Genomic DNA, 25311 nt, shown 5'->3' with positions numbered 1-25311 from the left:
CGAGGTCCCTTACCCTCGCGACGCGCCCATGTCCGCCGGCCCGGGGGACGCCGCCCCGGACGCCCGCGCCGCATGGTGGATCTACCGCGGCACCGGCCGCCCCCTTCCGGAGGGGCGGTTCGCCGCGGCGCTGCCCCCGCCGCCCCCGTGGCGCGCCTTCGACGGCGGTCCGCCGCTCTCGCCTCCCCCCGCCGACGAGCGCGACCTCGTCCGCCGGCTCGGTCCCGTCAGCGCGCGGCCGCGCCAGGCCGATCCCGCGGAGGTCGACGCCGTCAACGCGGCGCTGTTCCTGCGGCGGCCGCTCCTTGTCACCGGGGAGCCGGGCGTCGGGAAGTCGACCCTCGCCTACCGGATCACCCGAGAGCTGGGACTCGGCCGGGTACTGCGCTGGCCCATCGGCAGCCGGAGCACGCTGCGTGACGGACTGTATGAATACGACGCGATCGGCCGGGCACAGGACGCCGCGACCGGCCGCGGAACCCTCGCCCGCCAGACGGGGGAGTTACCGGGGGCGCCGGTCAGTGGCGATCCAGGCGCCGCCGTGCCGGCCGACGCCGGAGTGGGCCACTACCTCACGCTCGGTCCGCTGGGCACCGCGCTGCTGCCCTATGAGCTGCCGCGCGTCCTGCTCGTCGACGAACTCGATAAGAGCGACATAGACCTACCGAACGACCTCCTCGACGTCTTGGAAGAGGGCGAATACGGAATCACCGAACTCTCCCGCGTGAGCGCTCGCGAACCCGTGGTGAAGGTTCACACCGACGATCCGGACGGCACGGCCGACATCGTGCGGGGGAGAGTGCGCTGCCGGGCTTTCCCCATCGTGGTCATCACCAGCAACGGCGAGCGGGAGTTCCCGCCCGCGTTCCTGCGCCGATGCCTGCGGTTCTCGATGGGAGAGCCCGACGAGGCGCGGCTCGCCGACATGGTGGCTGCTCATTTCGCCGAGCGGTCCGACGAACGCACCCGGCGACTGGTGCGCAGTTTCCAGGAGCACCGCAGCAGCCACCGCGGGCTCGCCGCCGACCAGCTCCTCAACGCCGTCTACCTCGCGACCTCCGGCGCGCGAGACCCCGAGGCCGGGTGGGAACGGCTCCTGGATCTCGTCTGGCAGCGGTTGGAAGTGGCGCCTGAGTGAGCGAGCGGACCGGACACCCAGCGGCGGGAGACGCGGCACGTTCCGACGCCCCGGCCGGTCCTCCCGTCTGGCACGAAGTGTCCGACGCCATCTGGCTGGCCGCGCAGATGAACGAGGCGGCCGTCGCGGCTGACCGCGTCGGCGACCCGGCTCGAGGACGCGCACCCCGAACGGAGCCTCGGCGGACTGCGAGCACGGAACCGGTCCGCACCGCCCGTGAGGGGCCACCACAGGACGAGGGTCTGGACGGCACTTCACGCGACTCCCCCGCGGGCCCGGTGCAGGCGACGCCGCCCAGCATGATCAGGACGTCGCCGGCGGGGACGGTTCGCGGCGATGGTCCGCCGGCTTCTGGGCCTCGTCTGAACGGAATCACCGCGCCCACCCGCCTCCTCTTGCCCGTGCGGAGCGACCCGTTCGCCGGAGTACGGCCTCTGACCGACCGTCGCCGCCTCGAACAGGCGCTCCGTCCCTTCAAACGGTCGGTCGAGTCGCGCAGGGGCGAGGTGGAGCTGGATGATGAGGCGACCGCGATCCGCGCGGTACAGGACGGGCTCTGGCTGCCCCAGACACGTCCAGTACCCGAACGATGGCTCGATCTCGACGTCGTCGTGGACGACGGTCGTCTGGCCGCGCTCAACCGCCCGACCACCGCCCGGTTCATCGACTGCCTCGGGGCCGTCGGCGCCTTCAGGATGATCCGCACGCACCTGCTCGACACCGATGGCGGAGGGGGCGGGCCGCTGGCGCTGCGCGAGCCGGGGCCGCTCGCCCCCGCGCACCCGGCCGCGGGGCTCACCTCCCGGGGACTCCCCGACCGGCGGCTCATCTTCGTGCTGACGGACGGGATCGCCGACGCCTGGCACTCGGGTGCCGCCCAGCGACTGCTGGCCCGGTGGGGCCGCCACGCTCCGATCGTGGTGATCAACCTGCTCGCCCGCCGCCAGTGGCGGCGGACGGGCCTCGCCACCAGGCCGGCCAGGCTCTACGCGGCGGGACCCGCGATCGCCAACGGCCTCTACCGCGTGCGCTACCCCTCGGCACCGCTCGCCGACCCTGGTGCCGGCGCCCCGCACGCCGACCGCTCGCACGTCCACGTGCCTGTGATCGAACTGGACCCCGGGCAGCTCGCCGGCTGGGCGGGGTTCGCGGCGGCACGCCGCGGCGACTGGTACGGCGCGGTCGCCGTCTGCGGTGTGTCCCCGGATCCCTCCCGGGCACCGGAGACGGCGCACGACGAGGATGCCGCGCCGGCGGAGGCGTCGGCGTCCGAGATCGTCCGGCGGTTCCGCGCCGCGGTCAGCCCGACCGTGTACGCGCTGGCGGTGCACCTGGCCGCGGCACCCTTGAACGCTCCCGTCATGCGGCTCGTGCAGCGCACCATGCTCCCGGAGTCGCGGCCCTCGGACCTGGTCGAACTGGTCGGCAGCGGGCTGCTGCACCGGGTCGGGCCAGAGCCGGGGCCGGCGGCCGACGCGCAGGACGAGGTCGTCTTCGACTTCGCTCCGGGAGTTCGCGACGAACTCCTCGCCGGGGGACGCCGTTCCGACACGACTCGGGTGCTGACGACGGTGGCCCGGCATCTGGGCGACCGCGTCGCTGGGCTCCGCGATCTGGCCGGATTGGTCACCGCCCCGGAGCGGGGTGAAATACCGGAATTGACCGCTGAGCTCGTGCCGTTCGCCGTTCCGGTCCTTCATGTTTTCCAGGCCCTCGCTGGACCCTATCTCAGGCCGGCGAAGGCGCTGGACGCCGAACTCAACGCCAAGGTTGACCACTTTTATGGACGTACACAGGATAGAGCCGTGCGAGATGCGGGAAGGACTGGCTCCATGCAATCGCTGGACATCGCCGCTCTCGACGCGCTCACCACACCTGGAGACATTGTCAAGGCCCCCCACCTTGGAGTTGGTGTGACAGTTCGAGATATCCCGGAGAAAGTCGGGCGCAAGGCGGGCGAGCCGCCGCCTGTCTGGGGAAACGTACCTCCCCAGAACATCAGTTTCACCGGGCGGGAAGAGCTGCTGGAGCAATTGCATGAGCGGCTTTCCCAGGGAACGACGGCAGTCCTACCTCAGGCGCTTCACGGAATGGGTGGAGTCGGCAAATCTCAGATAGCCATTGAATATGTTTATCGTCATATGGCGGATTATGACGTTATTTGGTGGGTCAGATCGGAACGGCCCGGCCAGATCCAGCAGGACCTCGCCGAACTGGCCGCAGAGCTCGACCTGCCGGTCAGCCAGGAGGTCAACGTCGCGGTGCCGGCCGTCCGCGAGGCGCTGCGGCTGGGCCGCCCCTACCGCAACTGGCTGCTGGTCTTCGACAACGCCGAGGAACTGCAGGACGTCCGCGACTTCTTCCCGACCAACGGCCCGGGCAAGATCCTCGTCACCTCCCGCAACCAGGAGTGGACGAAGGTTGCCAACTCACTGGAGGTCGACGTCTTCGCCCGGGAGGAGAGCAAGGCGCTGCTCCGCCTTCGAGGGCCCGAACTCGCCGACCCCGAGGCGGACGAGCTCGCCGAGGTGTTGGGCGACCTTCCCCTGGCGATCGCGCAGGCCGGGGTCTGGCTCGCCGAGACGGGCATGCCGGTCGACGAGTACCTGCAGCTCTTCCGGGAGAAGCACGAGAAGGCGACCGAGCTGCTGGCGGACGCAGCGCTGATGGCCAACGAACTGCCGGTCGCCGCGGCCTGGAACGTCTCGCTGGACCGGCTGCGGACCAGCGACCCCGCGGCCCTGCAACTGCTCCAGGTCTGCGCGTTCTTCGCGCCGGAGCCCATCTCGCTGCGGATGCTGTCGGGCGCGCGCAATGTGGACGGTCCCCGCGAGCTGATCGAGGCCCTGGGGGACCCGGTCAGGCGAGGGCGTGCGATCCGCGCGATCAACCGCTACGCGCTGGCCAAGATCAGCCACAAGCACAACACGATCATGCTGCACCGCCTGGTACAGCGGGTCCTCGTCGGACAGATCCCTCCGGAGGAGGCCGAGGAACTGCGCCGATGCGGTTACCAGCTGATGGCCAACTTCGACCCGCGCGACCCGGCGCTGCCGGCCAACTGGCGGCGCTACGCGGACCTGCTGCCGCACGTCCACTACTCGGGCATCGTCGGCTTCGACGACCCCTGGACGCGCCGGCTCGTTCTCAACGAGATCGACTTCCTCTTCCAGTGGGGTGACCACCGAGGCTTCCTCGAACTGGCGGAGACCGCGGTCAAGACCTGGACGGAGACCCTGGGCGAGGGCAACGAGCAGCTACAGGAGGCCATGCTCCACCTCGGCCGCGCTCTGCGCCTGCATGGGCGGTTCCAGGAGGCGTACAGTCATCACCTCCGAGTCCGCGACTTGCGCGCCGAAGCGCACGGTGTGGACGACGAACGCACGATCGAGGCGCAGCGCTTCGTGACGGTCGACCTGCGTTATCTGGGGCAGTTCCAGCAAGCTCTCGATGACGACAAGCGCTCCTTCGAGGCACTGCGCCGCATGTACGGCGAGGACGATCCGACGACGCTGCAGCAGGCTCATCTCTACGCCATCAGCCTTCGGCTCAACGGTGCTATTCAAGCGGCGTGCGATCTCGACCGGCAGACCTACCGGCACCTGATCAACATTTTCGGGGAGAACCACAGCCGGACCCTGTCGTCGCTGGCGGCGATTGCCGTGGACGAGATGGAGCTGGGCCACTTCGACGTGGCGAGGGAGCTTACGCGGCAGCACGCGCAGCGTCTCGAGTCCGCGTTCGGCAGCAGCTTTGCCGGTCTCGCCGAGAGCCTGACGTCGTTCTCCGTCATGGAGCGTAAGGCCGGTGACCACGAACGCGCGCTCGACCTCTCCACCGAGGCGCTCGAACGCTACAACGAGCGGTACGGGGGCTACCACCCCGGCTCAATCTCCGCCGCGCTGAACCACGCGGTGAACCTGCGCCAGGTCGGCCGGCTCGGGGACTCGATCCACCTCGCGCGCGTGACGGCGCAGAACTTCCTGCGGATGTTTGGTCCCGACCACCCCAACACGCCGAGCGCCAACGTCAATCTCGCGGTCGCGCTGCGGTTGAACGGGCAGCTCGAAGAGGCCAAGAAGCTGGACGAGGCGGCGCTGGAGGTCCTGACGCGGGTTCTCGATGTCGATCACCCACGCAGCATCGTCTGCGCGATCAACCTGGCGAGCGACCACTACGCGATCGGCAATTTCCACGAGGCCATGGAGAGAGACCGGAACACGCTGGAACGGGCACAACGCGTCCTCGGAGAGGAGCATCCCACCGCGCTCGCATGCTTGTTCAACCTCGGGCTCGATCTGCGCGCCATGGGCGAGGAGCAGGAGGCCGACGCGTTGACGGCGCGGGCCATCGACGGCATGCGCAGGGTGCACGGACCACAGCATCCGGCCACCATGGCCGCGCAAGAGGGCATCCGTGCCGACTGCGATATATATCCGATTCCGGTCTGATCGGAAACCGAACAGGTGCCCGGGAAAGTGGCCGCTTCGTGGCGGACCCCTCTGACTGGCGTCTGTTTCAATGCAGGCCCGGTTGGGTAGGGATAAACCCCGATGATTCGTCTTCCTCGGCGCTGAGGCTTTTAGTTTTTGATCTGGACACAGGCAAGCTCCCCACGTATAGTAGGGGAGCAAATTTATGTGTCCGCACGGATTGTTTGTCTTTGGTAATTGTCGGCGACCACGTGAGCGTCGCGGGAATCCAGCCGATCCGGCCGCCGAGGGATCGGCCTCGCGGACACCGCCGTCCTCTCTCACTGAGAACCGCCGCGATGCTCTGCAGGACGGAAGAGGTAATGGGCGGTCAAGGAGACTGGGACAAGGCGTCTTGGCGCAAGAGCAGGCGATCTGGCTCGGATGGGACGGGGTGCGTCTCCGTTGCCGTTTCCGCGTCGTGCGGAGCCATTCGGGACACTAAGAACCCTCGCCGGACGACCATCGTCCTCCCCAAGGCCGTCTTATGCAGGATGCTGGAAGAGATCAAGAGCGGGGCGTTCGACTTGCGGTGATGTGACGGCGGCGCTGGTCGGAGGCGCGGCGACCATGGGTGCCGCTCGCGCGGCCCACTGCGGGATCCGCGCCCCCTCTTGCGTCTGCTCAGGCCTGGAAGGCGTCGGACTTGACCGCGTCCATGAAGGTCCGCCAGGAGTCCACGGACAGTGACAGTCGCGGGCCTTCGGGGTCCTTGGAGTCGCGGATGGCGCGGGTGCGGCCGATCGACGCCACCTCCACGCATACCGCGAGGTCGGGGTCGCTGCTCCGGCTGCTCTTCCTCCAGACCGGCGCGGACGCTTTGCTATGGGTCATGAGTGAATGCTCCTTGTGAACTGTCGGCGTCGCCAGAGAAGTGCACGATGCAGTGCGCGGTGGCGCCTTGGTGGAAATTAACCTACCGTATGGGCCGGGTATGCTTCGCCAATTCGCATCCAAATCAAGGGCCATGCAGTCAGCTAAATGGCGAGAAAATGTGAATTGCCTGAAGTCTGGCGTTAAAGCAAATATGTCCACCGAAGGGATGGCTTCCCGGGTTGGTGTGAGTGGTGCTCGGCGGCCGCGAACTCGTCGTCTTGTGCGTCCGCGGCCTGGTGGCCCGCCTCTCGACGTGGTTCCCGTGGGGTCGTGTCGGCGCCTGCCGAGGGTCGGGCCGACGAACTGCCGCGTGAGCGGCCGTCCACGGTCCGTCGCCAAGAGGGGCGGATGGTGTGATCTGCGTAACCGTCGCGTCGGTCGGTGATCAAGGTCGCCTTCGGCATATTCCCAGGTAAAACGGTAGGTTTTATCGAGAAAGCGGCCTCGTGCAGACGTCTGTGCAGGTGGGGGCGGCTTTTTGGGGGGTTCACAGGGGCGGGCGCCGAGTGCATGCTGTGGGCATGAACGCAGCGGAGGTCCTGGTGGCGAGGCGCCACGTCGACCTCCTTCGCGTGTGCAGCGCGTCCTGTTGAGCCGTTCTTTCGTGCTCCGACGCCACTGATCGGCGAACCCCCTCCAGTACCGGCTGCCCTTGGGCGCCGGGCCCCCTGCCGCCTTCCTTCCGCTGCCCCTCCCGGAGGTGCCTCGTGTCCACCCATCTGCTCGATCCACCGCGCTCGGCGATTCCCGAAGCGGCGGCGCGCCCCGCGGTCGCCGCCCGTTCCGGGGCCGTGCTGCTGTCCCTGCTGCGCCGGGCCCGCAAGGTCAGCGGGCTCGTCGTCGTCCTCGCGCTGTGGGAGGCCGGCGCCCGCGCGGGCTGGCTCGGCAGCACGACCCCGCCGCTCAGCGACGTCGCCGTCCGCGGCTGGGAGATGGCGTCGTCGGGCGCGCTGTTCCAGAACCTCGGAGTGTCGCTGGGGCGGGTGCTGAAGGGCCTGGCCGTCGGGCTGCCGGCGGGGCTCGTCCTCGGGCTGCTCTCCGGGCTGTTCAGGATCAGCGAGGACGTCATCGACGCCCCGGTCCAGGCGGTCCGGATGCTTCCGCACCTCGCGCTGGTCCCGCTGTTCATCATCTGGTTCGGGATCGGTGAGACGTCCAAGGTCGGCCTGATCGCGGTCGGCGTCGTGTTCCCGCTCTACATCAACGTGTTCCACGGCATCCGGGGCGTGGACGAGCGGCTGGTCGAGTCGGCCCGCACCTGCGGGCTCGGCCGTCTCGGCCTCATCCGGAAGGTCATCCTCCCCGGGGCGCTCCCGCAGATCCTCGTCGGCCTGCGCCTGTCGCTCGGCGTCGCCTGGCTGACGCTCGTCGTCGTGGAGCAGTCCGCTACGGCCAGCGGCATCGGCTTCCTCATCAACCAGGCCACCCAGTTCCTGCAGATGGAGACCGTCTTCCTGGTGCTCGTGGTGTACGCGCTGCTCGGCGTGTCAACGGACCTGCTGGTGCGGCTCGTCGAGCGGCGCGCCCTGGCGTGGCGGCGGGGGCTGGTGGCGCGATGACGACGACGGTTGCGCAAGGGGTCCGCGTCCGCGGGCTCCGGCGGGTGTTCGGCGAGCGCTCCGTCCTGGACGGCGTGGACCTCGACATCGCGCCCGGCGAGTTCGTCGCGCTGCTCGGCGCGAGCGGCTCCGGGAAGAGCACGCTGCTGCGCGCGCTGGCCGGGCTGGACGGCGAGGGGGGCGGCGAGATCGACGTCCCCGGCAGGCGGGCCGTCGTCTACCAGGAGCACCGCCTGCTGCCCTGGAGCCGGGTGTGGGGCAACGTCGTCCTCGGGCTGCGAGGACGAAACCTGCGCGAGCGGGCCGACGCGGCCCTGGCCGAGGTGGGGCTGACGGCGCGCGCCGACGCGTGGCCGCTCACCCTGTCCGGCGGCGAGTCCCAGCGCGTCGCGCTGGCACGGGCGCTGGTGCGGACGCCCGACCTTCTCCTCCTCGACGAACCGTTCGGGGCCCTGGACGCGCTCACCAGGCTCAACGCCCAGGCGCTCGTCGCCGACCTGTGGGCCGAGCACCGGCCGGCGGTCCTGCTGGTCACCCACGACGTCGAGGAGGCGCTCCTGCTCGCCGACCGCGCGCTGCTGCTCGCGGACGGCCGGATCGAACGGGAGTACACCGTGGACCTTCCCCGGCCGCGGTCGCTGGACGATCCGGGGTTCATCGCGCTGCGGCGCGACCTGCTCGACGGCCTCGGCGTGCGGACCGTCCTCCAGCCCCCGCCCACCGCCATTCAATCGACGAGCTCCGCTCGACGGACCGTCTGACCGCCAAGGAGGCATCATGACCGACCTGACCGCCGACGTGCTCGTCGCGGGCGGCGGCCCCGCCGGCGCGTGGGCCGCGATCAAGGCTGCGGAGGACGGCGCCGACGTCGTCCTCGCCGACAAGGGGTACCTCGGGACGAGCGGCGCAACGGCGTCGGCGGGCACCGGCGTCTGGTACGTCGAGCCGGAGCCGGAGGCCCGGGAGGCGGCCATGGCCGGCCGCGAGGCGCTCGGCGGGTATCTCGCCGACCGCGGGTGGATGGCCCGCGTCCTCGACCAGACGTACGCGAACATGAACGAGCTGGCCGAGATCTCCCGGTACCCGTTCCCGGTGGACGGGAACGGCCGCCAGATCCGGCGCGGGCTGCAGGGCCCCGAGTACATGCGGCGGATGCGGGTGCGGGTCCGCCGGTCGGGGGTGCGGGTCCTCGACCACAGCCCGGTCACCGAGCTGCTCGCGGACGGCGCCGGGGCCGTCGCCGGCGCCGCCGGGTACCGCCTGCGCGACGACCGGCCGTTCCGGGTCCGGGCGGGCGCGGTCGTGCTCGCCACCGGCGGGTGCGCCTTCCTCAGCAGGGCGCTGGGCTGCGACGTCAACACCGGGGACGGCGCCCTGTTCGCGGCGGAGGCGGGCGCGGAGCTGTCCGGCATGGAGTTCTCCAACGCCTACGCGATCGCCCCGGCCTTCACGTCCGTGACCAAGACGGCGTTCTACTCGTTCGCCACCTTCTACCACGCGGACGGGACGGTCCTGGAAGGCGCGGGCAGCCGGCGGGGACGATCGGTGATCGCCCGGACGCTGCTCAGCGAACCCGTCCTGTGCCGCATCGACCGGGCCACGCCCGAGGACCGGCGGGCGATGCGGCTGGCGCAGCCGAACTTCTTCCTCCCGTTCGACCGGCAGGGCATCGACCCGTTCACCGACCTGTTCCCCGTCACGCTGCTCGCCGAGGGGACCGTCCGCGGCACCGGCGGCATCCGGATCACCGGCGCCGACTGCTCGACCTCGGTGCCCGGCCTGTACGCGGCGGGGGACGCCGCCACCCGCGAGCTGATCTGCGGCGGCTTCACCGGCGGCGGAAGCCACAACGCCGCGTGGGCGATGTCGTCCGGCACCTGGGCCGGGCAGGGCGCCGCCCGGTACGCCGCCGCGCTGGGCGGACGGGCCGGAGCGCGGACCGTGCACGCCCTCGGCGAGGCGGGCGTCCGCCCGGAGGGCCCGGCGGCCGGCGGCCACGCCGACTACGTCGCCGCCGTCCAGGCCGAGGTGCTGCCCTACCACAAGAACCTGCTGCGGCACGGCGGGCGCCTCGCCCCGGCCCTGGACACCCTGGACCGGACGTGGCGGCAGCTGCGCGGCACGCTGCGCGAGGAGGGCGCCGGGATCGTGCGCGCGCGGTCGGCCGCCGCCATGACCGCGCACGCCCGCTGGATGTATAGCGCCGCGCTCACCCGCACCGAGACGCGGGGCATGCACAAGCGCCAGGACCTGCCCGACCAGGACCCGGCCCAGCACCGCCGGCTCCTCACCGGAGGCCTGGACGAGATCTGGACGCGTCCGGAGACCGGGGCGGTGGCGTCGTGATCGAGATCGTCTCGCGGGAGCGGTGCATCGCCTGCGACAAGTGCGTGGACGTGTGCCCGACGAACGTCTTCGACCGCGGCGCGGACGGCGTCCCCGTCGTCGCCCGGCAGAGCGACTGCCAGACCTGCTTCATGTGCGAGGCGTACTGCCCGGTCGACGCCCTGTTCGTCGACCCGCGCTCGCACGCGCTGCCCGAGCCCCCGGACGAGGCGGCGCTCGCCGCGGACGGGACGCTCGGCGCCTACCGCGCGCAGATCGGCTGGGGCCGCGGGCGCACTCCCGGCGCCCGGCTCGCCATCGGCCCGTCGCTGGATTCCGCCGGCGTCCCCCTCACCTCCTGACCCCGACCCGAACGACCCCCATGAAAGGCCACACCGTGAGATTCCCCCGAGTTCTGGCCGCCGGCCTCCTCGTCCTCGCCGCGACGGCGTGCGGCTCCTCCGAGGCCGACAGCGGCTCCGGGACGCTCCGCATCGGAGTGATCGGGTCGGGGGTCGGCAACAAGCTGACCCGCGCCGTCGGCTTCCTCGACCAGCGCGGCGAGCTGCTGCCGGAGCTGAAGGCCGCCGGCATCACCAAGATCAAGGTCGCGACGTTCCCGAACGGCCCCGACCTGAACCAGGCCCTCGCCGGCGGCTCCCTCGACATCGGCCAGTACGGCGACACCCCTGCCCTCATCGGCCGGGGGCAGGGCCTGCCGACCCGGCTGCTGTCGCTCAACTCGATCCGCCTGGACGCCGCGATCGTCGCCCGGAAGGACGGCGGACCGGCGTCCCTCAAGGACCTGGAGGGCAAGCGGATCGGCGTCCAGACGGGCTCCTACATCCACCGCTACCTGCTCGGCGCCCTGAAGCAGGCCGGGGTGAGGCCGAAAGAGATCATCCACATGTACACGCCCGCGATCGTCGCGGCGCTGGAGAAGAACTCGATCGACGCGGGAGGCCTGGTCTCCGCCGACCAGGTCGCGCAGGAGCAGAAGGGCTACAAGTCGATCGACATCGCGTCCCGGGACCATCCGGACCTGCTCGGCACGTCCGTCACCGTCGTGACGGAGAAGTACCTGGCGGGACACAAGGACATCGTCCAGGTGTGGCAGAAGGCCGAGACCAAGGCCGCGCGGGTCGCCAAGGCGGACTGGCCCGGCTACACCGCCTACGTGGCCCGGACCGGCGGCTACGCCGCCGACGTCTCAATCAAGACGACGCTGAAGGACCAGCTGCCCGACGAGCCCTTCCCGGCGGAGGGGCTGAAGCTGCTCGAAGGGACCAAGACGTTCCTCGTCCAGCAGGCGCTGATCAAGAAGGACTACGCCCTCGAATCCTGGCTGGCGCCCGGGGCCAGGCCGTGACCCCGCAGGACACCGACGTCCTCGTCCTCGGCGGCGGGCCCGCCGGGGCGTGGGCGGCGCTCGCCGCGGCCGGCGCCGGGGCCGGGGTCGTCCTCGCGGACAAGGGCTACTGCGGCACCAGCGGGCCGACCGCGTCGGGCGGCAACAACCTCTGGCACGTCCCGCCGGACGGGGAGGCGCGGGCACGGGCGGTCGACGGGCGCTTCGAGCAGAGCGGCCGGCTCGCCGACCGCCGCACCATGGCGCGCGTCCTGGACGAGACCTACCGCCGGGTCGACGACCTCGCCTCCTTCGGATACCCGTTCCCCGTCGACGAGGACGGGGTCGAGCGGCGGGGCAGCCTCCAGGGGCCCGAGTACATGAAGCGGATGCGGCGCCGGGTGCGCAGATCGGGCGTGACGATCCTCGATCACCACCCCGCCCTGCGCCTGCTCGTGGACGACTGGGGCGTCGCGGCCGGCGCGTCCGGCATCGCCCGCCAGAAGGGCGGCGAGACCTGGACCGTCCGCGCGGGCGCGGTCGTCCTCGCCACCGGAGGCTGCGCGTTCCTGTCCGGCGCGTTCGGCACCAACGTCGACACCGGGGACGGGCACCTGATGGCCGCCGAGCTGGGCGCCGAGCTGTCGGGCATGGAGTTCTCCAGCGCCTACGCGTTCTCGCCGGCGCACGGTTCGCACACCAAGGGTCTGATGATGCAGTTCGCGACGTACTACACAGAACGCGGCGTCCCGATCGACGTGCCGGATCCGCTCGGCGCCAGGATCCGCGTCGCGGAGCGGCTCGCGGCGGGGGAGAAGGTGTACGCGCGGCTGGACAGGGCGCCCCCGCAACTCCACGAGGCGATGCGGCAGGCCCAGCCGAACTACTTCCTGCCACTGGACAAGGCGGGGATCGACCCCTTCCGCGACCGGTACGAGCTGCGCATGGTGCTGGAGGGCACGGTTCGCGGGACGGGCGGCCTGCGGATCGTCGGCGACGACTGCGCGACGACCGTCCCCGGCCTGTACGCCGCCGGCGACGTCGCGACGCGGGAACTGGTGTCCGGCGCCGTCAGCGGGGGCGGCGCCTACAACGGGGCATGGGCGATCTCGTCGGGCACCTGGGCCGGTCGCGGAGCCGCCGAGTTCGCGGTGGGACGGGCGCGTCCCCACGCCGTCCCGGCCGGGCGCGCCGGCCTGCGCCCCGGACGGCTCGACGCGGCGACCGTCATCATGGCCGTGCAGGACGAGATGCTGCCGCTCGACCGCAACCTCTTCCGGACGCGGGACGGGCTTCGCGCCTCGCTGGCCGTCCTCGACGCGCTGTGGGAGCGGATCACGTCCCAGGGAATCGCCGGAACCGGTCGCGAACGCCTCCGCGCGAGGTCGGCGGCGGCGATGACGGCGCACGCCCGGTGGAGCTACCGCGCCGCTCTGGCCCGTCCCGAGTCCCGGGGCATGCACCGGCTGGAGGGCCTCCCGCAACTGCCGCGGTACGAGCACCGGCGCCTCGTCGGCGGCCTGGACGAACCGTGGACGGCCCCCGAGCCCCAGGAGGCGCCGGCATGATCGAAGTGGTGAGCGCGGGGCGCTGCGTGCGGTGCGACGTGTGCGTCAAGGTGTGCCCGACGGACGTGTTCGACCGCGGTCCGGACGGCGTTCCGGTGATCGCCCGGCAGAACGACTGCCAGACGTGCTTCATGTGCGAGGCCCACTGCCCGACGGACGCCCTCTACGTCGCGCCGTTCACGGGTCCGGCCCCGGAGGGCTCGCCCCACACCGACGAGGACGCGCTGGCCGGCGCGTTCGGCGACTACCGGCGCATCGTCGGCTGGGGCCGCGGCCGCACCCCCGGCAGCCGCGCGGACCGCAACCACGTCTTCACCGAACGCCTCGGCCTCTGACCTCGGCATGAGGCCGACCGGCCCCAGGCCGGGCGATCGGCCGCGAACTCCCGGGCCGAGGGGTTCGCGGCCGTCGGCGTCCTCTAGCGGGTGGCGACCGGATCGTCGTCCTTGGCGAGGGTGAGGAAGAAGTCGCGGACGTCCTCGGCGAACGGCTCCGGCACCTCCATCGCGGCGAAGTGGCCGCCGCGTTCGAACTCCGACCAGTGCCTGATGTCGTACAGCCGCTCGGCCAGCGGCCGCACCGACTGCGTGATGTCGCGCGGGAGGACCGCCACGCCGACCGGCGCCCGGCACGGCTCGGTCCGCCGCGGGGCGTCGTGGTGCAGCCGCGCCGAGGAGGCCGCGGTGGCGGTCAGCCAGTACAGCGAGACGTCGGTGAGCATCCGGTCGTCGTCGATCTGCGAGCGAGGGTCCGTCCACTCCGCGAAGCGCTCGGCGATCCAGGCCAGCTGGCCGACCGGCGAGTCGGTCAGCGCGTAGCCGATGGTCTGCGGGGTGAGGGCCTGCAGCGCCTGGAAGGGCGGACGGTTCGCCATCAGCTGCCTGACCTTGGCCAGCCGGGCCTCGTCGGCCTCGGACAGTTCGACGCCGGCGTCCGGGGCCGGCCGGGTCGGCAGGTAGTTGACGTGGACGCCGACGACCCGCTCGGGGGCGACGGCGCCGAGCGCCAAGGAGACGCCCGATCCGAAGTCGCCGCCCTGCGCGCCGTAGCGCTCGTATCCGAGACGGCGCATCAGCTCGGCCCAGGCCCGCGCGATCCTGACGACGTCCCAGCCGCGCTCGTGGGTCGGGCCGGAGAAGCCGAACCCGGGAAGGGACGGGATCACCAGGTGGAAGTCGCGGGACAGCGGCTCGACCACGTCGAGGAACTCCAGGAACGAGCCGGGCCAGCCGTGGGTGAGGACCAGCGCGAGCGCGTCCGGCCTCGGCGACCGGACGTGCACGAAGTGGATGTTCTGTCCCTCGATCTCGGTGGTGAAGTGCGGAAGCTCGTTGAGCCGCGCCTCGTGCTCGCGCCAGTCGTAGCCGGTGCGCCAGTGCTCGGCCAGTTCCCTGAGCCGCGCCAGCGGGAAGCCGTAGTCCCACCCGGCGTCGGCGACCTCGTTGGGCCAGCGGGTGCGGGAGAGCCGGTCGGTCAGGTCGTCGAGGTCGGCCTGGGGGATGTCGATGCGGAACGGCTTGATCATGCTCTGACTCCAGAGATCGCCATTTCGTTGGCTTTGCCAACGTTGGTGTTGCCAACTCTACCCGAAACTGTTGGTCGTGCCAACAATGAGGGATGGCGACATGGGCGGGGGACAGCGCACGATCGACCGCGGCCCGAGGTGACGGAGATGGTCTCCTAGGCGCGCCAGAAGGAGGCGGGGAGTGCCTCGACCTCGGTCGCGGCCTGCTCCAGCTGCTCGGCGAACGGCCGCAGCGCGGTCTGGCCGGCGTCGACCAGGCGGCGTATGACGCCTGCCTGGCGACGGGCCCGGCCGGCGACGACGCCCGCGAAGGCCGCGCGGTCGCCCTCGTAGCCGTAGCCGTCCAGCAGGAGGTGCAAACGCCGGGACCTGTCCTCGAACGCTGTGAACCCCTGGAACTCGGCGACGTGCCGGGCCTGGAGCGGCACCCAGGTCAGGGCCAGGTGCGCCAGGTCGAACTCGCGCGAGGAGGGGCCTGCCGTGTCCCAGTCGACGAACCCGACGAGGCCGCCGGCCTCGGTCCACACCACGTTGTACGGCGAGGCGTCGTGATGGCCGATGACCAGTCCGGGCCGCCAGTTCTGCCCCGCGAACCAGGTCGCGTCCTCCGGGGGGACGAAGGACGCCATCGCGTCGTGCAGCCGCCGCATCCACGCGGCCGCCTGCCGCAGGGCTCCGTCCGAATGAGGCCACGCCGGCCAGGGGTGGCGTTCACCGATGGTGTCGCCGTGCAGGAACGTCAGGACCTCGCGCCCCTGCCCGTCGTACCCCAGCACCCGGGGCGCGCCTTCGAACCCCACCGTCTCCAGGTGGCGCAGCACGGCGTGCACGGTGGACGTCCAGGGATTCGCGGGACGGTGCACGGTGTCACCGATGCGGACCCCGCCCACGTGCCTGCCGCCCGGCAGCGGCTGCTCCTCCATTCCGGCTATGCAACCTGCGGCCCCGCGCCCGCGCATCTGGTTTTCCAGGTGCGCCCTGCTCGGATCCCGATAATGGCGCGAACCTTTCCCCTGCGGGCGACCGTCAGACAGACGCGTGTTCCTCCAGTCATCTTCCGTTGCCTTCTCTCCTCGGAGCTCCCCGTGACCAAAACGATCGCGATCCGACTGGCCGTGAGCGGCCTGCTCCTCATCGGCGCCGCCGCGTGCGACGGCGACGGCGGGAACGCGGCGGCCGGCTCCTCCTCCGCGCCCGCCCCGAGCACGCCCTCCGGGGGCACGACCGATGCGCCGCCGCCCTCCGCGGCGCCGCCCACGAGCGCCCGGCCGTCGCCGCCGCGGCCCACGCCGTCCGACCCCAAGATCACCAACAGCAGGCAGATCGTGATGATCGATCCGGACGGCAAGCGCTACACGTTCACGAGGATGGCGCAGATGGCCGCGGGCATGCGCGTCACCATGGGCGAGAACGCTCCGTCGGACTTCTGCGAGAAGTCCTACCGGCGGGGAGTGGAGGGAGGCGGGTCGTTCCCGGCGGGACGCGATGCCTTCCTGGCCGCCTGCCGAGAGGGATGGCGCAAGTCCGAACGCTGGATGCGGCGGCAGCAGTAGCGACCGGGCGGGACGCGGCGGTGATCGACGAGTTCAGGGCCTGCGGGCCGAAGGTCCGGCAGGGGTCCGCGGACCGGCCGCCGCCCCGTCCTGAGCTTCGGTGATTCTGTCGAGCACTGTGGTGTAGATGTGCCGCTTGTCCGGGCGCGCCTTGCCGGCGGCGTGCCTGAGGGCGGAAACCGCCGGCGCCCCGAGAAGGACGAGCCCGTCGGAGACGGCCCTCCGGACGGCCGGGTGGGAGTGCGTGAGCAGGCCGACCAGCGCCGGGACGGCCGGCTTCCACGCCGCGTGGCACAAGGTCTTGACCGCCGAGCGCACGATGTCGGGTTGCCGGTCGTCCAGCAGCAGCACGGTGTGTTCGAGGTAGTCCTCACGGTCCATCGCCTTCCGGGAGATCCGGTGGGCGTGGAGGCGCACCCTGGCCTCGGGATGGCCGAGCGACTCGGCCAGCAGCTCCCTGAACTCCGGATCGGGGTCCGCGGTCCGGTCCGCGCCGTGCCGGCGCGTGCGTGCGGGGTCGTCGTCGTGGCTCTCGGCGAGCAGGGTCAGCGCCCGGCGGATCTGCTCGGGGCCGCCCGTACGGGCCAGCCGGAACAGGTCCGCTCGGGTCGGCCGTCGCGCGGCCTCCGGGACGACCGGCCGGCTCCGGAGCGCCGAGAGAGCGGCGGAGTCCCGCTCGGCCGCGCCGGGACGGCGCAGCGGCCCGTCCACCAGCACGAGCTTGTCCGCGAGGTCGTGGCGTCCCTCCTCGCGTAGGCGCCGGTGCGCCCGCGCCAGCGTGGGGGTGCGCAGCAGCGCGACGCCGGAGATGAGATCGACCAGGCCCCAGTCTCCGTTGTCGAGCCGGCCGGACAGGGCCTCGGCCAGGACGTCGGGGTCCGCCTTGCGCAACGCTCGGCCGGCGTACGTGTGGAGGGAGCGTCCGCCGTGCTCCCACCATGCCGCCAGCAGCGGGATGAACCGGTCCACGTCCGGCGGATCCAGATGGGAGGCGACGCGGGCGATCCGTTCGCGAACCGCGTCGCCGCCGGAGTCGCGGTCTGCGGCCCGGCGCAGTTCGGTCTCGCTCACGAGCGCCAGGGCCTGCGCGAGGTCGCCGGAGACGGTGAGGTCGACCCGGCCGTCGAGGAAGGCGTGCAGGACCGCGAGCCGGAACTCGGGCTCGGGCCAGCGCAGCATGGCGCGGGCGGCGGCTTCGCGCCGGTCCCGCGCGGGATCTTCCAGCAGCCTCAGGAGGCGCTCACACTGAACCGCCGAACGGGGCTGGTCCCGGTCACCGGCACGAGACGCGCGGTCCGGCGCGGACCGGCGGGCGTCCTCCGCGATGGTCCACGGCGGTGCGTCGAGGGGCTGCAACTCGATCATCCAGTCCAGCAGAGGCCCGCGCACCCCCGTGTCGGCTTCGACGAACACCTCGATCAGTGCGTGGAGCCGGTCCCTCGAACCGATCGGGCTGTCGCCGAGGTCGGCGGGCCGGTCCGCGACGCGGAATCGCCGGAGGCCGTCAGGAGTTCGGGCGGCCGCGGACAGGGCGTCCCGCCACCGGCTCACGGCGGGAGGCTCGGACGTCTCGGCGCGACCGCTCGCGGCGGCGGCCCGTCCTGCCGCCCCGAACGCCTCGCGCAACACCTCCGCCTCCGCCAGCCACGGGTTCGCGCCCGCGCGGGCGGCGGCCAGCGCCCGCCAGAGATCGGTGCGGGTCAGCACCGCGCCGCACCGGCGCAGCAGCACGAGGAGGGACCGGCCTCCCACGGCCTCCTGGGGCAGCGCGCGGATCCGAGCGGCGATGTCGAACCCGCTGGTGGAGGGCAGCCGCCCGACCGCGTCCTCCAGCAGCGCGAGAAGGCGGTCGCGATGAGCGTCGCCGATGTCGGCCAGCCCCGCCACGAGTGTCCGCGCGGACCGGGCGAAGGCCTCCGACTCACCGGCCGTCCACGGCGGGGGGCAGAGGCGCGACACGAGCCGCAGGACCCGGCCGCGCTGTTCCGGCTCCTCGGCGGCCAGTTCCAGCCAGCGTTCCAGCATCGGCCGGAGCAGGCTCAGCCGTTCGGCGGTCGGCTCGGCGGAATCCCGATCGACCCTTCCGGCGAGGCGGCGTGCGATCTCGGTGTTCCAGCCGCGGTCCACCAGGGCGTCGATCTCAGCTTCCGGCAGGGCGGTCTGCGGTTCTTGCCGACGGCTCGGTGGCGTGATGCCGTGGGCCGCCATCCGGTCCGCCAGCTCCGCGGCCGTACCCGATCCAAGGGTGAGCCGGCGTCCGGCGACGAGTGAGAGCAGGGCCGCCCCGGTCGGCGACCCCTGGTCGGCCAGGGCTCCGACGGCACGGGCGGACAGCGCCCTGTCGAGCCCCGCCGCCAGGAGGGCACGGGTGCGGTCGTCGGCGGCGCGGTCGGCGGCGGCGACGACGGTCGCGGCGTAGGCGTCGCCGAGGATCGTCCGCAATGCCGCGATGAGCGCGCTTCGCAGGCCGGGGTTGTCGTGCCTTCCGAGCCAGAACAGCAGCTTCGGCACTGCCGCGGGGGCCCCGGCGTGGACCAGCGCGTTCGCGGCGGTCTTCTTGACGTTCATGTTGGGGTGGTCGAGGCAGGCGGCGATCGCGGCCGCGGCCCAGCACGCGCGCGCGTGCCCGAGTGCGAGCAGCGCCTGCCGCGCGGTCTGTACGTCGGAGGCGGCGGTGAGCGGGATCAGGCTCGCCGACAGCGCCTGCGCGTCCTCGCCGTCGGCGTCGCGGGCGAGGAGCGCGATCACGTGCTTGCGGACATGGCGGTCACGGTGGCGCAGCAGTGGATGCACGCGTGCCCTGATCCCGCGATGGGAGGTCTGCAGGAGCAGGCTGAGCAGCACCATCTGTTCAGCCGCCGTCAGGTCAGGGCGGTCCAGCAGATCGAGCGCGATGCCGGCGACGAGCGCCTCGCCCGCCTCACGCGCGTCCGCGGCGTCCAGAAGACAGCGCGGCCTGATCTTTCCTCTCTCGTGGAGGCGGCCGCCGAGGTCGCGGACGGCCGCGACGACTTCCTGCGGCACCGCCGGCTCGGTGGCATCTGCGGACGCGCCCGGCGCCCAGGACGCCGCGAGATCGGCGACCACCCGCAGCAGGAGGTCGGCGATGGCCGGCACGGTCTCGCAGGCGGCGTTGCGCGCCAGCCTGCACAGGGCCTCGACCGGCTTCTCCGGGTCCAGGCCCGCGCGGAGCAGCGCCAGTTCCCGGTCGTCCGGGCCGCCGAGATCCGCGGCGATCCGGCCCGGCAGATCCCGCGGGGCGAGCCGGACCAGGATCGACCTTCGCTGGTCGGGGTCCTCGGTGAGATGCCACAGCACTTCCAGGGCCCGGTGGCGCACGGGCCGCAGGTGAGGCACCACCGCGACGCCGCCTTCGGGCCCGTCCAGGCCCAGACCGTCTCGCAGGGCGGTGACCGTCCGGGCTCCGCCCACGGCTTCCAGGGCCTCCACCGCCGCGGCGGGCGACCTGGGCAGCGCGGCGATGACGGCCTCTTCGGCGGCCGTGTGGCGCAGCGCGCGGATCGCCCGCAGGAACGGCCGGGCATCCGGCGCGGAGCACAGCAGGTCAGTGACCTTCTCGCCCACCGGCAGGTCCCCGGTGCCCTGAGCGGCCAGAGCGACCAGGAGCTCCAGCCGGCGCGGCCAGTGCGGATCGTCCGCATCCGCGCCCATCAGCTCCTTGAGCGTCTCCTGCCGGGACGTGAACAGGACGGTGGCGACGTCGTCCGCGGGCACCGAGTGGTCGGCGACGGCCAGGCGCACGATCGCCGGGACGGCGTCGCCCGCCGGGAAGTGCCCGCGCCGGTGCAGCCCGCGCAGGCATCGCGTGACCGGCCCGGCGAGCAGGAGCGGGTCGGTGGCGGCGATGCTCACGAGATCGCCGATGTCGTCGCGGCTCGCGAGGTCTCCGAGCAGCTCCAGCGCCCGCTGACGGAGCCCCGGGGGCCGCCCTCGGTCGGCGGCCACGTCACGGAGCAGGTCCTGATGCCCATGGCGGGCGGCGGCTTCGATCGCCGCGGCGGCCACCGCGGGGATGGCGTCGCCCGGTCCGCCTTCGAGGAACCGGAAGAGGTGCTCCTGCGGCAGCGGATCCAACGCGGCCCAGGGCTCGGACAGCTCACGCAGCGCCGCCGCGGCGACGCCGGCCGCGGCGGCGCTCGCGGCGGGCTCCCCGGCGATCGTCCCGGTGAGCCCCACCACGAGGGTCCGGGCTCGCTCCGGCGCCAGCAGCCCCGCGCGCAGGGCCTCGCGAGTGACCCGCAGAGCCTCCGACCGCAGCACGGGGTCGAGCCGCCCCATCAGCTCCCGGGCGAGGCGCTCGGGTTCGTCGACGTCGGACACGCCGATCCCGCGGACGGCCTGGTAGAACAGCTCGCCCGGGGGCTCGTCCCGCACGGTCTCCGGCCGGTCGGCGATCTCGGCGGTCAGCCACGCGATCTGGATCCGGACCGGCAGATCCGCCTCCCGCCACTGCGGCCAGGGCCGGTCCCGGAGGTGGGAGCGCAAGCGCAGACGAAGGCGCGCCAGGGCCAGGGACGCCTCCGGCGAACCGTCGAGGGTTCCCGGCAACGACGCGGCGAACTCGGCCAGCTCGGAACGGTCCTCATCCCGTCCCGCCTCAAGGCGTTCGGCGAGGCACACGAGGCCGAGGGTCCGCAGGCGTGCGTCCTCGTGCCGGACGAGGAGCCGCAAGGTGGCGGGCGGGCACCGCGACGGATCGAGCGCGGCCGCGAGCCCGTCCGCGTCGGCGCAGCGTATGGCGGTGAGGACCGGGTCGTCGACCGACGTCATGCGCTCTCAACTCCAGCAGATCACGGATGCGCGCCAAGCGTAGCGAGCGCTCCGCGCCGCCCCCCGGCGGGTTCCGGGCGCCGGGGCGCGGCCCGTCCCGGACCCCGGCAAAGCCAGCAACGGGCGATCCGTCGACAAAGACCTCGTGTAAGAGCTGTGATCAACGATGACCGCCGCGCAGAATGGCCCCGGCTCAGGCACGGGAAGACGCAGGGGCCGCGCCGCGGGCGCTGCCACCGGACGACCGCCGTCACCGGGCTCGTCCTCGAGAAGACGATGATGTTCGACGAACCTGGGGCAGGTGAGATGTCCGGCACGGGACTCAGGGCGCTCAGGGCCGCCGATCCGGAACGGGTCGGGCCGTACCGGCTGCTGGCGCGGCTGGGAGCGGGCGGGATGGGGCAGGTCTACCTGGGCCGTTCCCAGGGCCGGCGGCTGGTGGCGGTGAAGGTCGTCCACCCTCACTTCGCCGACGACGCGGTGTTCCGGCGCCGGTTCACCAAGGAGATCGCGGCGGCGCGCCGCATCAAGGGCTTCTACACGGCGCAGGTGATCGACGCCGATGCCGACGCCGACCCGCCGTGGCTGGTCACGGAGTACATAGCGGGGCCGTCGCTGCAGGACGCCGTCGAGGAGAACGGCGCGCTGCCCGAGATCTCGGTGGCGGCGCTCGGCGCGGGGCTCGCCGAAGGGCTCCGGGCGGTCCACGAGCAGAACGTGATCCACCGGGACCTCAAGCCGGGGAACGTCCTGCTGGCCCAGGACGGGCCGCGGATCATCGACTTCGGCATCGCGCGCGCGATGGACGCGCCCACCCAGAGCCTGACCCTGGTGGGCACGCCTGGCTACATGTCGCCCGAACAGTTCCTGGGCGGCGACCTCGAACCTGCCAGCGACGTGTTCTGCCTGGCCGCGGTGCTGGCCTTCGCCGCGACCGGCCGCCATCCCTTCGGCGAAGGGCCGCCCGAGGCCCTCGGCTACCGGGTCCGCCACCAGAACCCGGACCTGGCGGACGTCCCGGCATCGCTGAGACCGCTGATCGCGGCCGGTCTGGAGAAGGACCCGCGCGGCCGCCCGGCGACCGGGGAGTTCCTGGACCGCTGCTCCGCGCTCGTCGCGGACGAGGGCATGCCCCTGCCGGAGACGTTCACCAGCATGATCGCTTCGCGGGTGGCCGAGACCGAGGTCTTCACGAGGAAGGGCGGCACGGGCGAACGCGGAGCGCGCCCGTCGCCGGCCGAGCGCGATCAGCCGCCCGCGGACCCGCGCCCGCCGTCGCCGAGCCCGTCACCGCGCCCGTCACCGCGCCCGGCGCCGGTGCGGGCGGAGCGTCGGCGGGAGCGTCCACCGGCCAGGCAGGCCGCGGTGGTCCTGGCCGCGGTCGCGGGGGTCGTGCTCGTCGCCGTGCTCATCGTCGTCGCCGGCAAGGGGGACTCGAAGGGCTCGAACAACGCCGACGCCGCGTCGACCTCGCCGACGAGCCGCTCGACCGGCCCCACGGGCGAGGGGAGCAGCGTCCGGCCGAGTCCGACCCCCGACAAGACCTGGAAGGCGTTCGACGACATCTCGGTCAACGACTGCTTGGACGCGTCCGGGGACCCCTGGAACCCCGGCGGGTGGCTCGGGGGCATGCCCCGCGCCGTCTCCTGCCGGGAGAGCGACGCCTACCTGAGGGTCACCGGCGTGGAGAAGACGAGCGGCGCGTGCGACGCCAAACCGCTCAACGGAGAGTCCTATTGGGAGTCCCCGGCTCACGACGGCGAGAGAACCTATCTCTGTCTAGAACGGCGGTTCAGGAACGGTGAATGCTTCCTGGGCAAGAAGGGCAGCAAACCGGGCCTGGCGGCCATCAGCGGCTACGGTCTGATGACGTCGTGGAGATGCGGCAAGAGCGGCCTTCCAAAGGAATACGGCCGCGTCCTCCGGTTCACCGGTTATCACAAGAGCCGGTGCCCCCGCGGCTCCCTGACATGGGATTTCCGGCGAGGCGTCCTCTGCGCCAAGGTCGTCTGACGCGAGGATCGCGTTTCCGGGCGGGGAGCGGAGCGTCCGGTTGTCGGTGCCGTCGCGTTTAATCGAGGCGTGGACGTTGGAGAGCGCATCGCCGAGCTGACCGCCCAGGTCAAGCGACTGAACGATCTGTACTACGGCGCCGGCGACAGCCCGCTGCCGGACGCCGACTACGACGCGTTGAAGGACGAGCTGGCCGCGCTCGTCGCCGAGCATCCGGAGCTGGAGCCCGCCGACAGCCCGCTCGGCAAGGTCAACGCGCCCGCGGAGCTGACCGGTCCGACCGTGCGCCACGCGCGCCCGATGCTGTCGCTGGCCAAGGCGACGAGCGAGGAGCAGATCCGCACGTTCTGCGAGCGGTTCGGCGGCCAGGTCTTCCGCGTGTCGGAGAAGCTCGACGGGCTCTCGCTCAGCGTCGTCTACACCGACGGGACGCTCGACTACGTCGCCACGCGCGGCACCGGCGCGGTCGGCGAACTGGTGACCGAGAAGGTGCGCCACGTGATCCCGGGCCTGCCGGCCGAGATCGAGGAGCCCGGGCGCGTGGAGGTCCGCGGCGAGGCGGTGATGCTCCGGTCGGTCTGGACGGCCTACAACGAGGCGCACCCGGAGCGGATCCTGACCAACCCGCGCTCGGGAGCCGCCGGAACGCTGGTGCTCAAGGATCCCGAAGCGGCCGTGAAGGCCAAGCGCGTGCTGAGGTTCTTCGCGTTCGGCGCCGACCGCGACGGCGTCGCGATCGATGTCCCGGCGGGCTTCGAGTCGGTCGCCCAGTACGTGGGCGCCGGCGCCGAGGAGGTCATCGCCGCGATCGAGGAGATCGGCGGCCGCCGCGACGGTCTGGACTACGACATCGACGGCGCGGTCGTGCGGCTGCACGAGCCGGCGGCGTTCGACGCGGCGGGGTTCAACAGCGCCGAGCCGCGCGGAGCGATCGCGTTCAAGTACCCGCCGGAGGAGAAGCTGACGACGCTGCTGGCGGTCCAGTGGCCGGTCGGCAAGATCGGCCGCGTCCCGCCGCGCGCGAAGGTCGCGCCGGTGTTCGTCGGCGGCGTGACGGTGGAGAACATCACCCTGCACAACCCCCGGCTGATCCGCGAGCGCGACCTGCGGATCGGCGACACGGTGGCGGTCGTGCGGCGCGGCGACGTGATCCCGTTCGCGGGCCGCTCGCTGCCGGAGCGGCGCGACGGCAGCGAGATCGAGATCGTTCCGCCGACGCACTGCCCGTCGTGCGACTCCGAACTGGAGGTCCGCGGCACCGGTGAGGAGCGCTGGTGCGTGAATCTTCAGTGCCCGGCGCAGGCGACGCGGCGGCTGATGCACTGGGCCTCGCGTCAGGCGGCCGACATGGAGGGCGTCGGCGACGTCTGGATCGAGAAGCTCGCCGAGGACGGCGTGCTCAAACACCGCAGCGACTTCTACGACCTGACGACCGAGCAGTTGCTGGGCTATGAGCGGATGGGCGAGGTCAGCGCCCAGAACATGGTCGACTCGATCGCGTCGTCCAAGGACGTGGGGCTGCGGCGCGCGCTGATAGGGCTGGCGATCCCGATGGCCTCCGAGGGCACGGCCAAGCGCCTGTGCCTGGCCGGCTACGAGCGCATCGAGGACGTCGCGGCGGCGACCGCCGAGGACCTGGTGGCCATCCGCGACATCGGGCCGAAGGCCGCCGAGAGCATCGTGGCCTTCTTCGCCCGTCCGGAGGTCCGGGAGGAGATCGCCGCGCTGCGCGAGCGCGGCGTGAACCTCGACGTCCTGCCCGAGGACCGGCCCCTCGACGCGGCCGCCGCGGGCGACTCGCCCCTCAAGGGCACGTCGGTCGTCATCACCGGCGCGTTCACCGACCCCCGCTCCGGCGCGAAGATCAGCCGCCCGGACGTCACCCGCCTGGTCGAGCAGGCGGCCGCGACGACCGCGTCGTCGGTCTCGGCCAGCACCGACTACCTGCTCGCCGGAGCCAACGTCGGAGCCGCCAAGACCGGCAAAGCCGAGAAGCTCGGCGTCACCGTCGTCCACCAAGACGAATTGTGGCGCTGGCTGACCGAAGCCGGCGTCATCTGACCGCGTCCGGCTCCCGCGGAACCACCCGGTCGGGTCGGACGCCTCACCTCCTCCCACGGCGCACAGGGGTGACGCCTGCCGT

General features: G+C 72.2%; 17 protein-coding genes. 13 read left to right on the top strand and 4 right to left on the bottom strand.

The genetic code is table 11. From position 1 onward, the window contains the following. The first annotated feature begins 28 nt into the window (after positions 1–28). From AB0C69_RS04060 to AB0C69_RS04050, 3 genes are all read left to right on the top strand, one after another. Complete coding sequence (locus AB0C69_RS04060) at positions 29–1138, top strand: MoxR family ATPase (protein ID WP_360349472.1); 1110 nt, start codon at positions 29–31, stop codon at positions 1136–1138. Further along, a complete protein-coding gene (gene fxsT, locus AB0C69_RS04055) occupies positions 1135–5589 on the top strand; it encodes an FxSxx-COOH system tetratricopeptide repeat protein (protein WP_360349469.1) in 4455 nt (1484 codons plus the stop codon). The genes AB0C69_RS04060 and fxsT overlap by 4 nt, the downstream gene beginning before the upstream one ends. A 320-nt stretch (positions 5590–5909) precedes the next feature. Then, complete coding sequence (locus AB0C69_RS04050; RefSeq protein ID WP_360349466.1) at positions 5910–6146, top strand: DUF397 domain-containing protein; 237 nt, start codon at positions 5910–5912, stop codon at positions 6144–6146. 88 nt (positions 6147–6234) lie between these two features. Here AB0C69_RS04050 and AB0C69_RS04045 read toward each other — a convergent pair whose 3' ends face one another. After that, the gene (locus tag AB0C69_RS04045) at positions 6235–6444 is read right to left on the bottom strand and encodes a DUF397 domain-containing protein (protein ID WP_360349463.1); all 210 of its coding nucleotides are present in this window, start codon (positions 6442–6444) and stop codon (positions 6235–6237) included. Between the two features lie 749 nt (positions 6445–7193). On the opposite strand from AB0C69_RS04045, the gene AB0C69_RS04040 reads away from it, so the two are divergent. Genes AB0C69_RS04040 through AB0C69_RS04010 form a run of 7 tightly spaced genes read left to right on the top strand, consistent with a single transcriptional unit; the run spans position 7194 to position 13621 of the window. Next, the gene (locus tag AB0C69_RS04040) at positions 7194–8045 is read left to right on the top strand and encodes an ABC transporter permease (RefSeq protein ID WP_345172197.1); all 852 of its coding nucleotides are present in this window, start codon (positions 7194–7196) and stop codon (positions 8043–8045) included. Next, positions 8042–8806, top strand: coding sequence for an ABC transporter ATP-binding protein (locus AB0C69_RS04035; RefSeq protein ID WP_360349459.1), 765 nt, complete (start codon positions 8042–8044; stop codon positions 8804–8806). The genes AB0C69_RS04040 and AB0C69_RS04035 overlap by 4 nt, the downstream gene beginning before the upstream one ends. Positions 8807–8822: 16 nt before the next feature. Further along, a complete protein-coding gene (locus AB0C69_RS04030; protein WP_360349456.1) occupies positions 8823–10391 on the top strand; it encodes an FAD-binding protein in 1569 nt (522 codons plus the stop codon). Continuing rightward, a complete protein-coding gene (locus AB0C69_RS04025; protein WP_360349453.1) occupies positions 10388–10732 on the top strand; it encodes a ferredoxin family protein in 345 nt (114 codons plus the stop codon). Before AB0C69_RS04030 ends, AB0C69_RS04025 begins: the two co-directional genes overlap by 4 nt. A gap of 35 nt (positions 10733–10767) precedes the next feature. Further along, a complete protein-coding gene (locus AB0C69_RS04020; RefSeq protein ID WP_360349450.1) occupies positions 10768–11739 on the top strand; it encodes an ABC transporter substrate-binding protein in 972 nt (323 codons plus the stop codon). Then, complete coding sequence (locus AB0C69_RS04015) at positions 11736–13286, top strand: FAD-binding protein (RefSeq protein WP_360349447.1); 1551 nt, start codon at positions 11736–11738, stop codon at positions 13284–13286. The genes AB0C69_RS04020 and AB0C69_RS04015 overlap by 4 nt, the downstream gene beginning before the upstream one ends. Next, the gene (locus AB0C69_RS04010) at positions 13283–13621 is read left to right on the top strand and encodes a ferredoxin family protein (RefSeq protein WP_360349444.1); all 339 of its coding nucleotides are present in this window, start codon (positions 13283–13285) and stop codon (positions 13619–13621) included. The genes AB0C69_RS04015 and AB0C69_RS04010 overlap by 4 nt, the downstream gene beginning before the upstream one ends. A gap of 83 nt (positions 13622–13704) precedes the next feature. Here the strand turns inward: AB0C69_RS04010 and AB0C69_RS04005 are convergent, their stop codons facing one another. Continuing rightward, a complete protein-coding gene (locus AB0C69_RS04005; RefSeq protein WP_360349441.1) occupies positions 13705–14811 on the bottom strand; it encodes an epoxide hydrolase family protein in 1107 nt (368 codons plus the stop codon). 155 nt (positions 14812–14966) lie between these two features. Beyond that, on the bottom strand, positions 14967–15734 hold the full coding sequence (locus AB0C69_RS04000) for a phosphotransferase (RefSeq protein ID WP_360349438.1): 768 nt from the start codon (positions 15732–15734) through the stop codon (positions 14967–14969). A 162-nt stretch (positions 15735–15896) separates the two neighbouring features. On the opposite strand from AB0C69_RS04000, the gene AB0C69_RS03995 reads away from it, so the two are divergent. Beyond that, positions 15897–16364, top strand: coding sequence for a hypothetical protein (locus tag AB0C69_RS03995; protein ID WP_360349435.1), 468 nt, complete (start codon positions 15897–15899; stop codon positions 16362–16364). Positions 16365–16397: 33 nt separating this feature from the next. Here AB0C69_RS03995 and AB0C69_RS03990 read toward each other — a convergent pair whose 3' ends face one another. Continuing rightward, on the bottom strand, positions 16398–21155 hold the full coding sequence (locus AB0C69_RS03990; RefSeq protein WP_360349432.1) for a HEAT repeat domain-containing protein: 4758 nt from the start codon (positions 21153–21155) through the stop codon (positions 16398–16400). A 156-nt stretch (positions 21156–21311) separates the two neighbouring features. Between AB0C69_RS03990 and AB0C69_RS03985 the strand changes: the two genes are divergently transcribed. Together AB0C69_RS03985 and ligA are read left to right on the top strand one after the other, a co-directional pair. Beyond that, a complete protein-coding gene (locus AB0C69_RS03985; RefSeq protein ID WP_360349429.1) occupies positions 21312–23168 on the top strand; it encodes a serine/threonine-protein kinase in 1857 nt (618 codons plus the stop codon). A gap of 69 nt (positions 23169–23237) precedes the next feature. Then, positions 23238–25229 carry an NAD-dependent DNA ligase LigA gene (ligA, locus tag AB0C69_RS03980; protein WP_360349426.1) on the top strand — a complete coding sequence of 664 codons (1992 nt, stop codon included), beginning with the start codon at positions 23238–23240 and terminating at the stop codon, positions 25227–25229. The last annotated feature ends 82 nt before the right edge of the window (positions 25230–25311 follow it).

It is taken from the genome of Actinomadura sp. NPDC048032 (genome assembly GCF_040653175.1).
GTDB classification, from domain to species: domain Bacteria; phylum Actinomycetota; class Actinomycetes; order Streptosporangiales; family Streptosporangiaceae; genus Spirillospora; species Spirillospora verrucosospora.
Note: the sequence above shows the minus strand (reverse complement) of the source record. Positions and strands in the feature narration are given on the sequence as shown.

Excerpts from the sequence above, each read along its gene's own strand:
- AB0C69_RS04050 (WP_360349466.1), top strand. The coding sequence starts at position 5,910 with ATGCTCTGCAGGACGGAAGAGGTAATGGGCGGTCAAGGAGACTGGGAC.
- AB0C69_RS04005 (WP_360349441.1), bottom strand. The coding sequence starts at position 14,811 with ATGATCAAGCCGTTCCGCATCGACATCCCCCAGGCCGACCTCGACGAC.
- AB0C69_RS04030 (WP_360349456.1), top strand. The coding sequence starts at position 8,823 with ATGACCGACCTGACCGCCGACGTGCTCGTCGCGGGCGGCGGCCCCGCC.
- AB0C69_RS04010 (WP_360349444.1), top strand. The coding sequence starts at position 13,283 with ATGATCGAAGTGGTGAGCGCGGGGCGCTGCGTGCGGTGCGACGTGTGC.
- AB0C69_RS03990 (WP_360349432.1), bottom strand. The coding sequence starts at position 21,155 with ATGACGTCGGTCGACGACCCGGTCCTCACCGCCATACGCTGCGCCGAC.
- AB0C69_RS04035 (WP_360349459.1), top strand. The coding sequence starts at position 8,042 with ATGACGACGACGGTTGCGCAAGGGGTCCGCGTCCGCGGGCTCCGGCGG.
- AB0C69_RS04045 (WP_360349463.1), bottom strand. The coding sequence starts at position 6,444 with ATGACCCATAGCAAAGCGTCCGCGCCGGTCTGGAGGAAGAGCAGCCGG.
- AB0C69_RS04000 (WP_360349438.1), bottom strand. The coding sequence starts at position 15,734 with ATGGAGGAGCAGCCGCTGCCGGGCGGCAGGCACGTGGGCGGGGTCCGC.
- AB0C69_RS04060 (WP_360349472.1), top strand. The coding sequence starts at position 29 with ATGTCCGCCGGCCCGGGGGACGCCGCCCCGGACGCCCGCGCCGCATGG.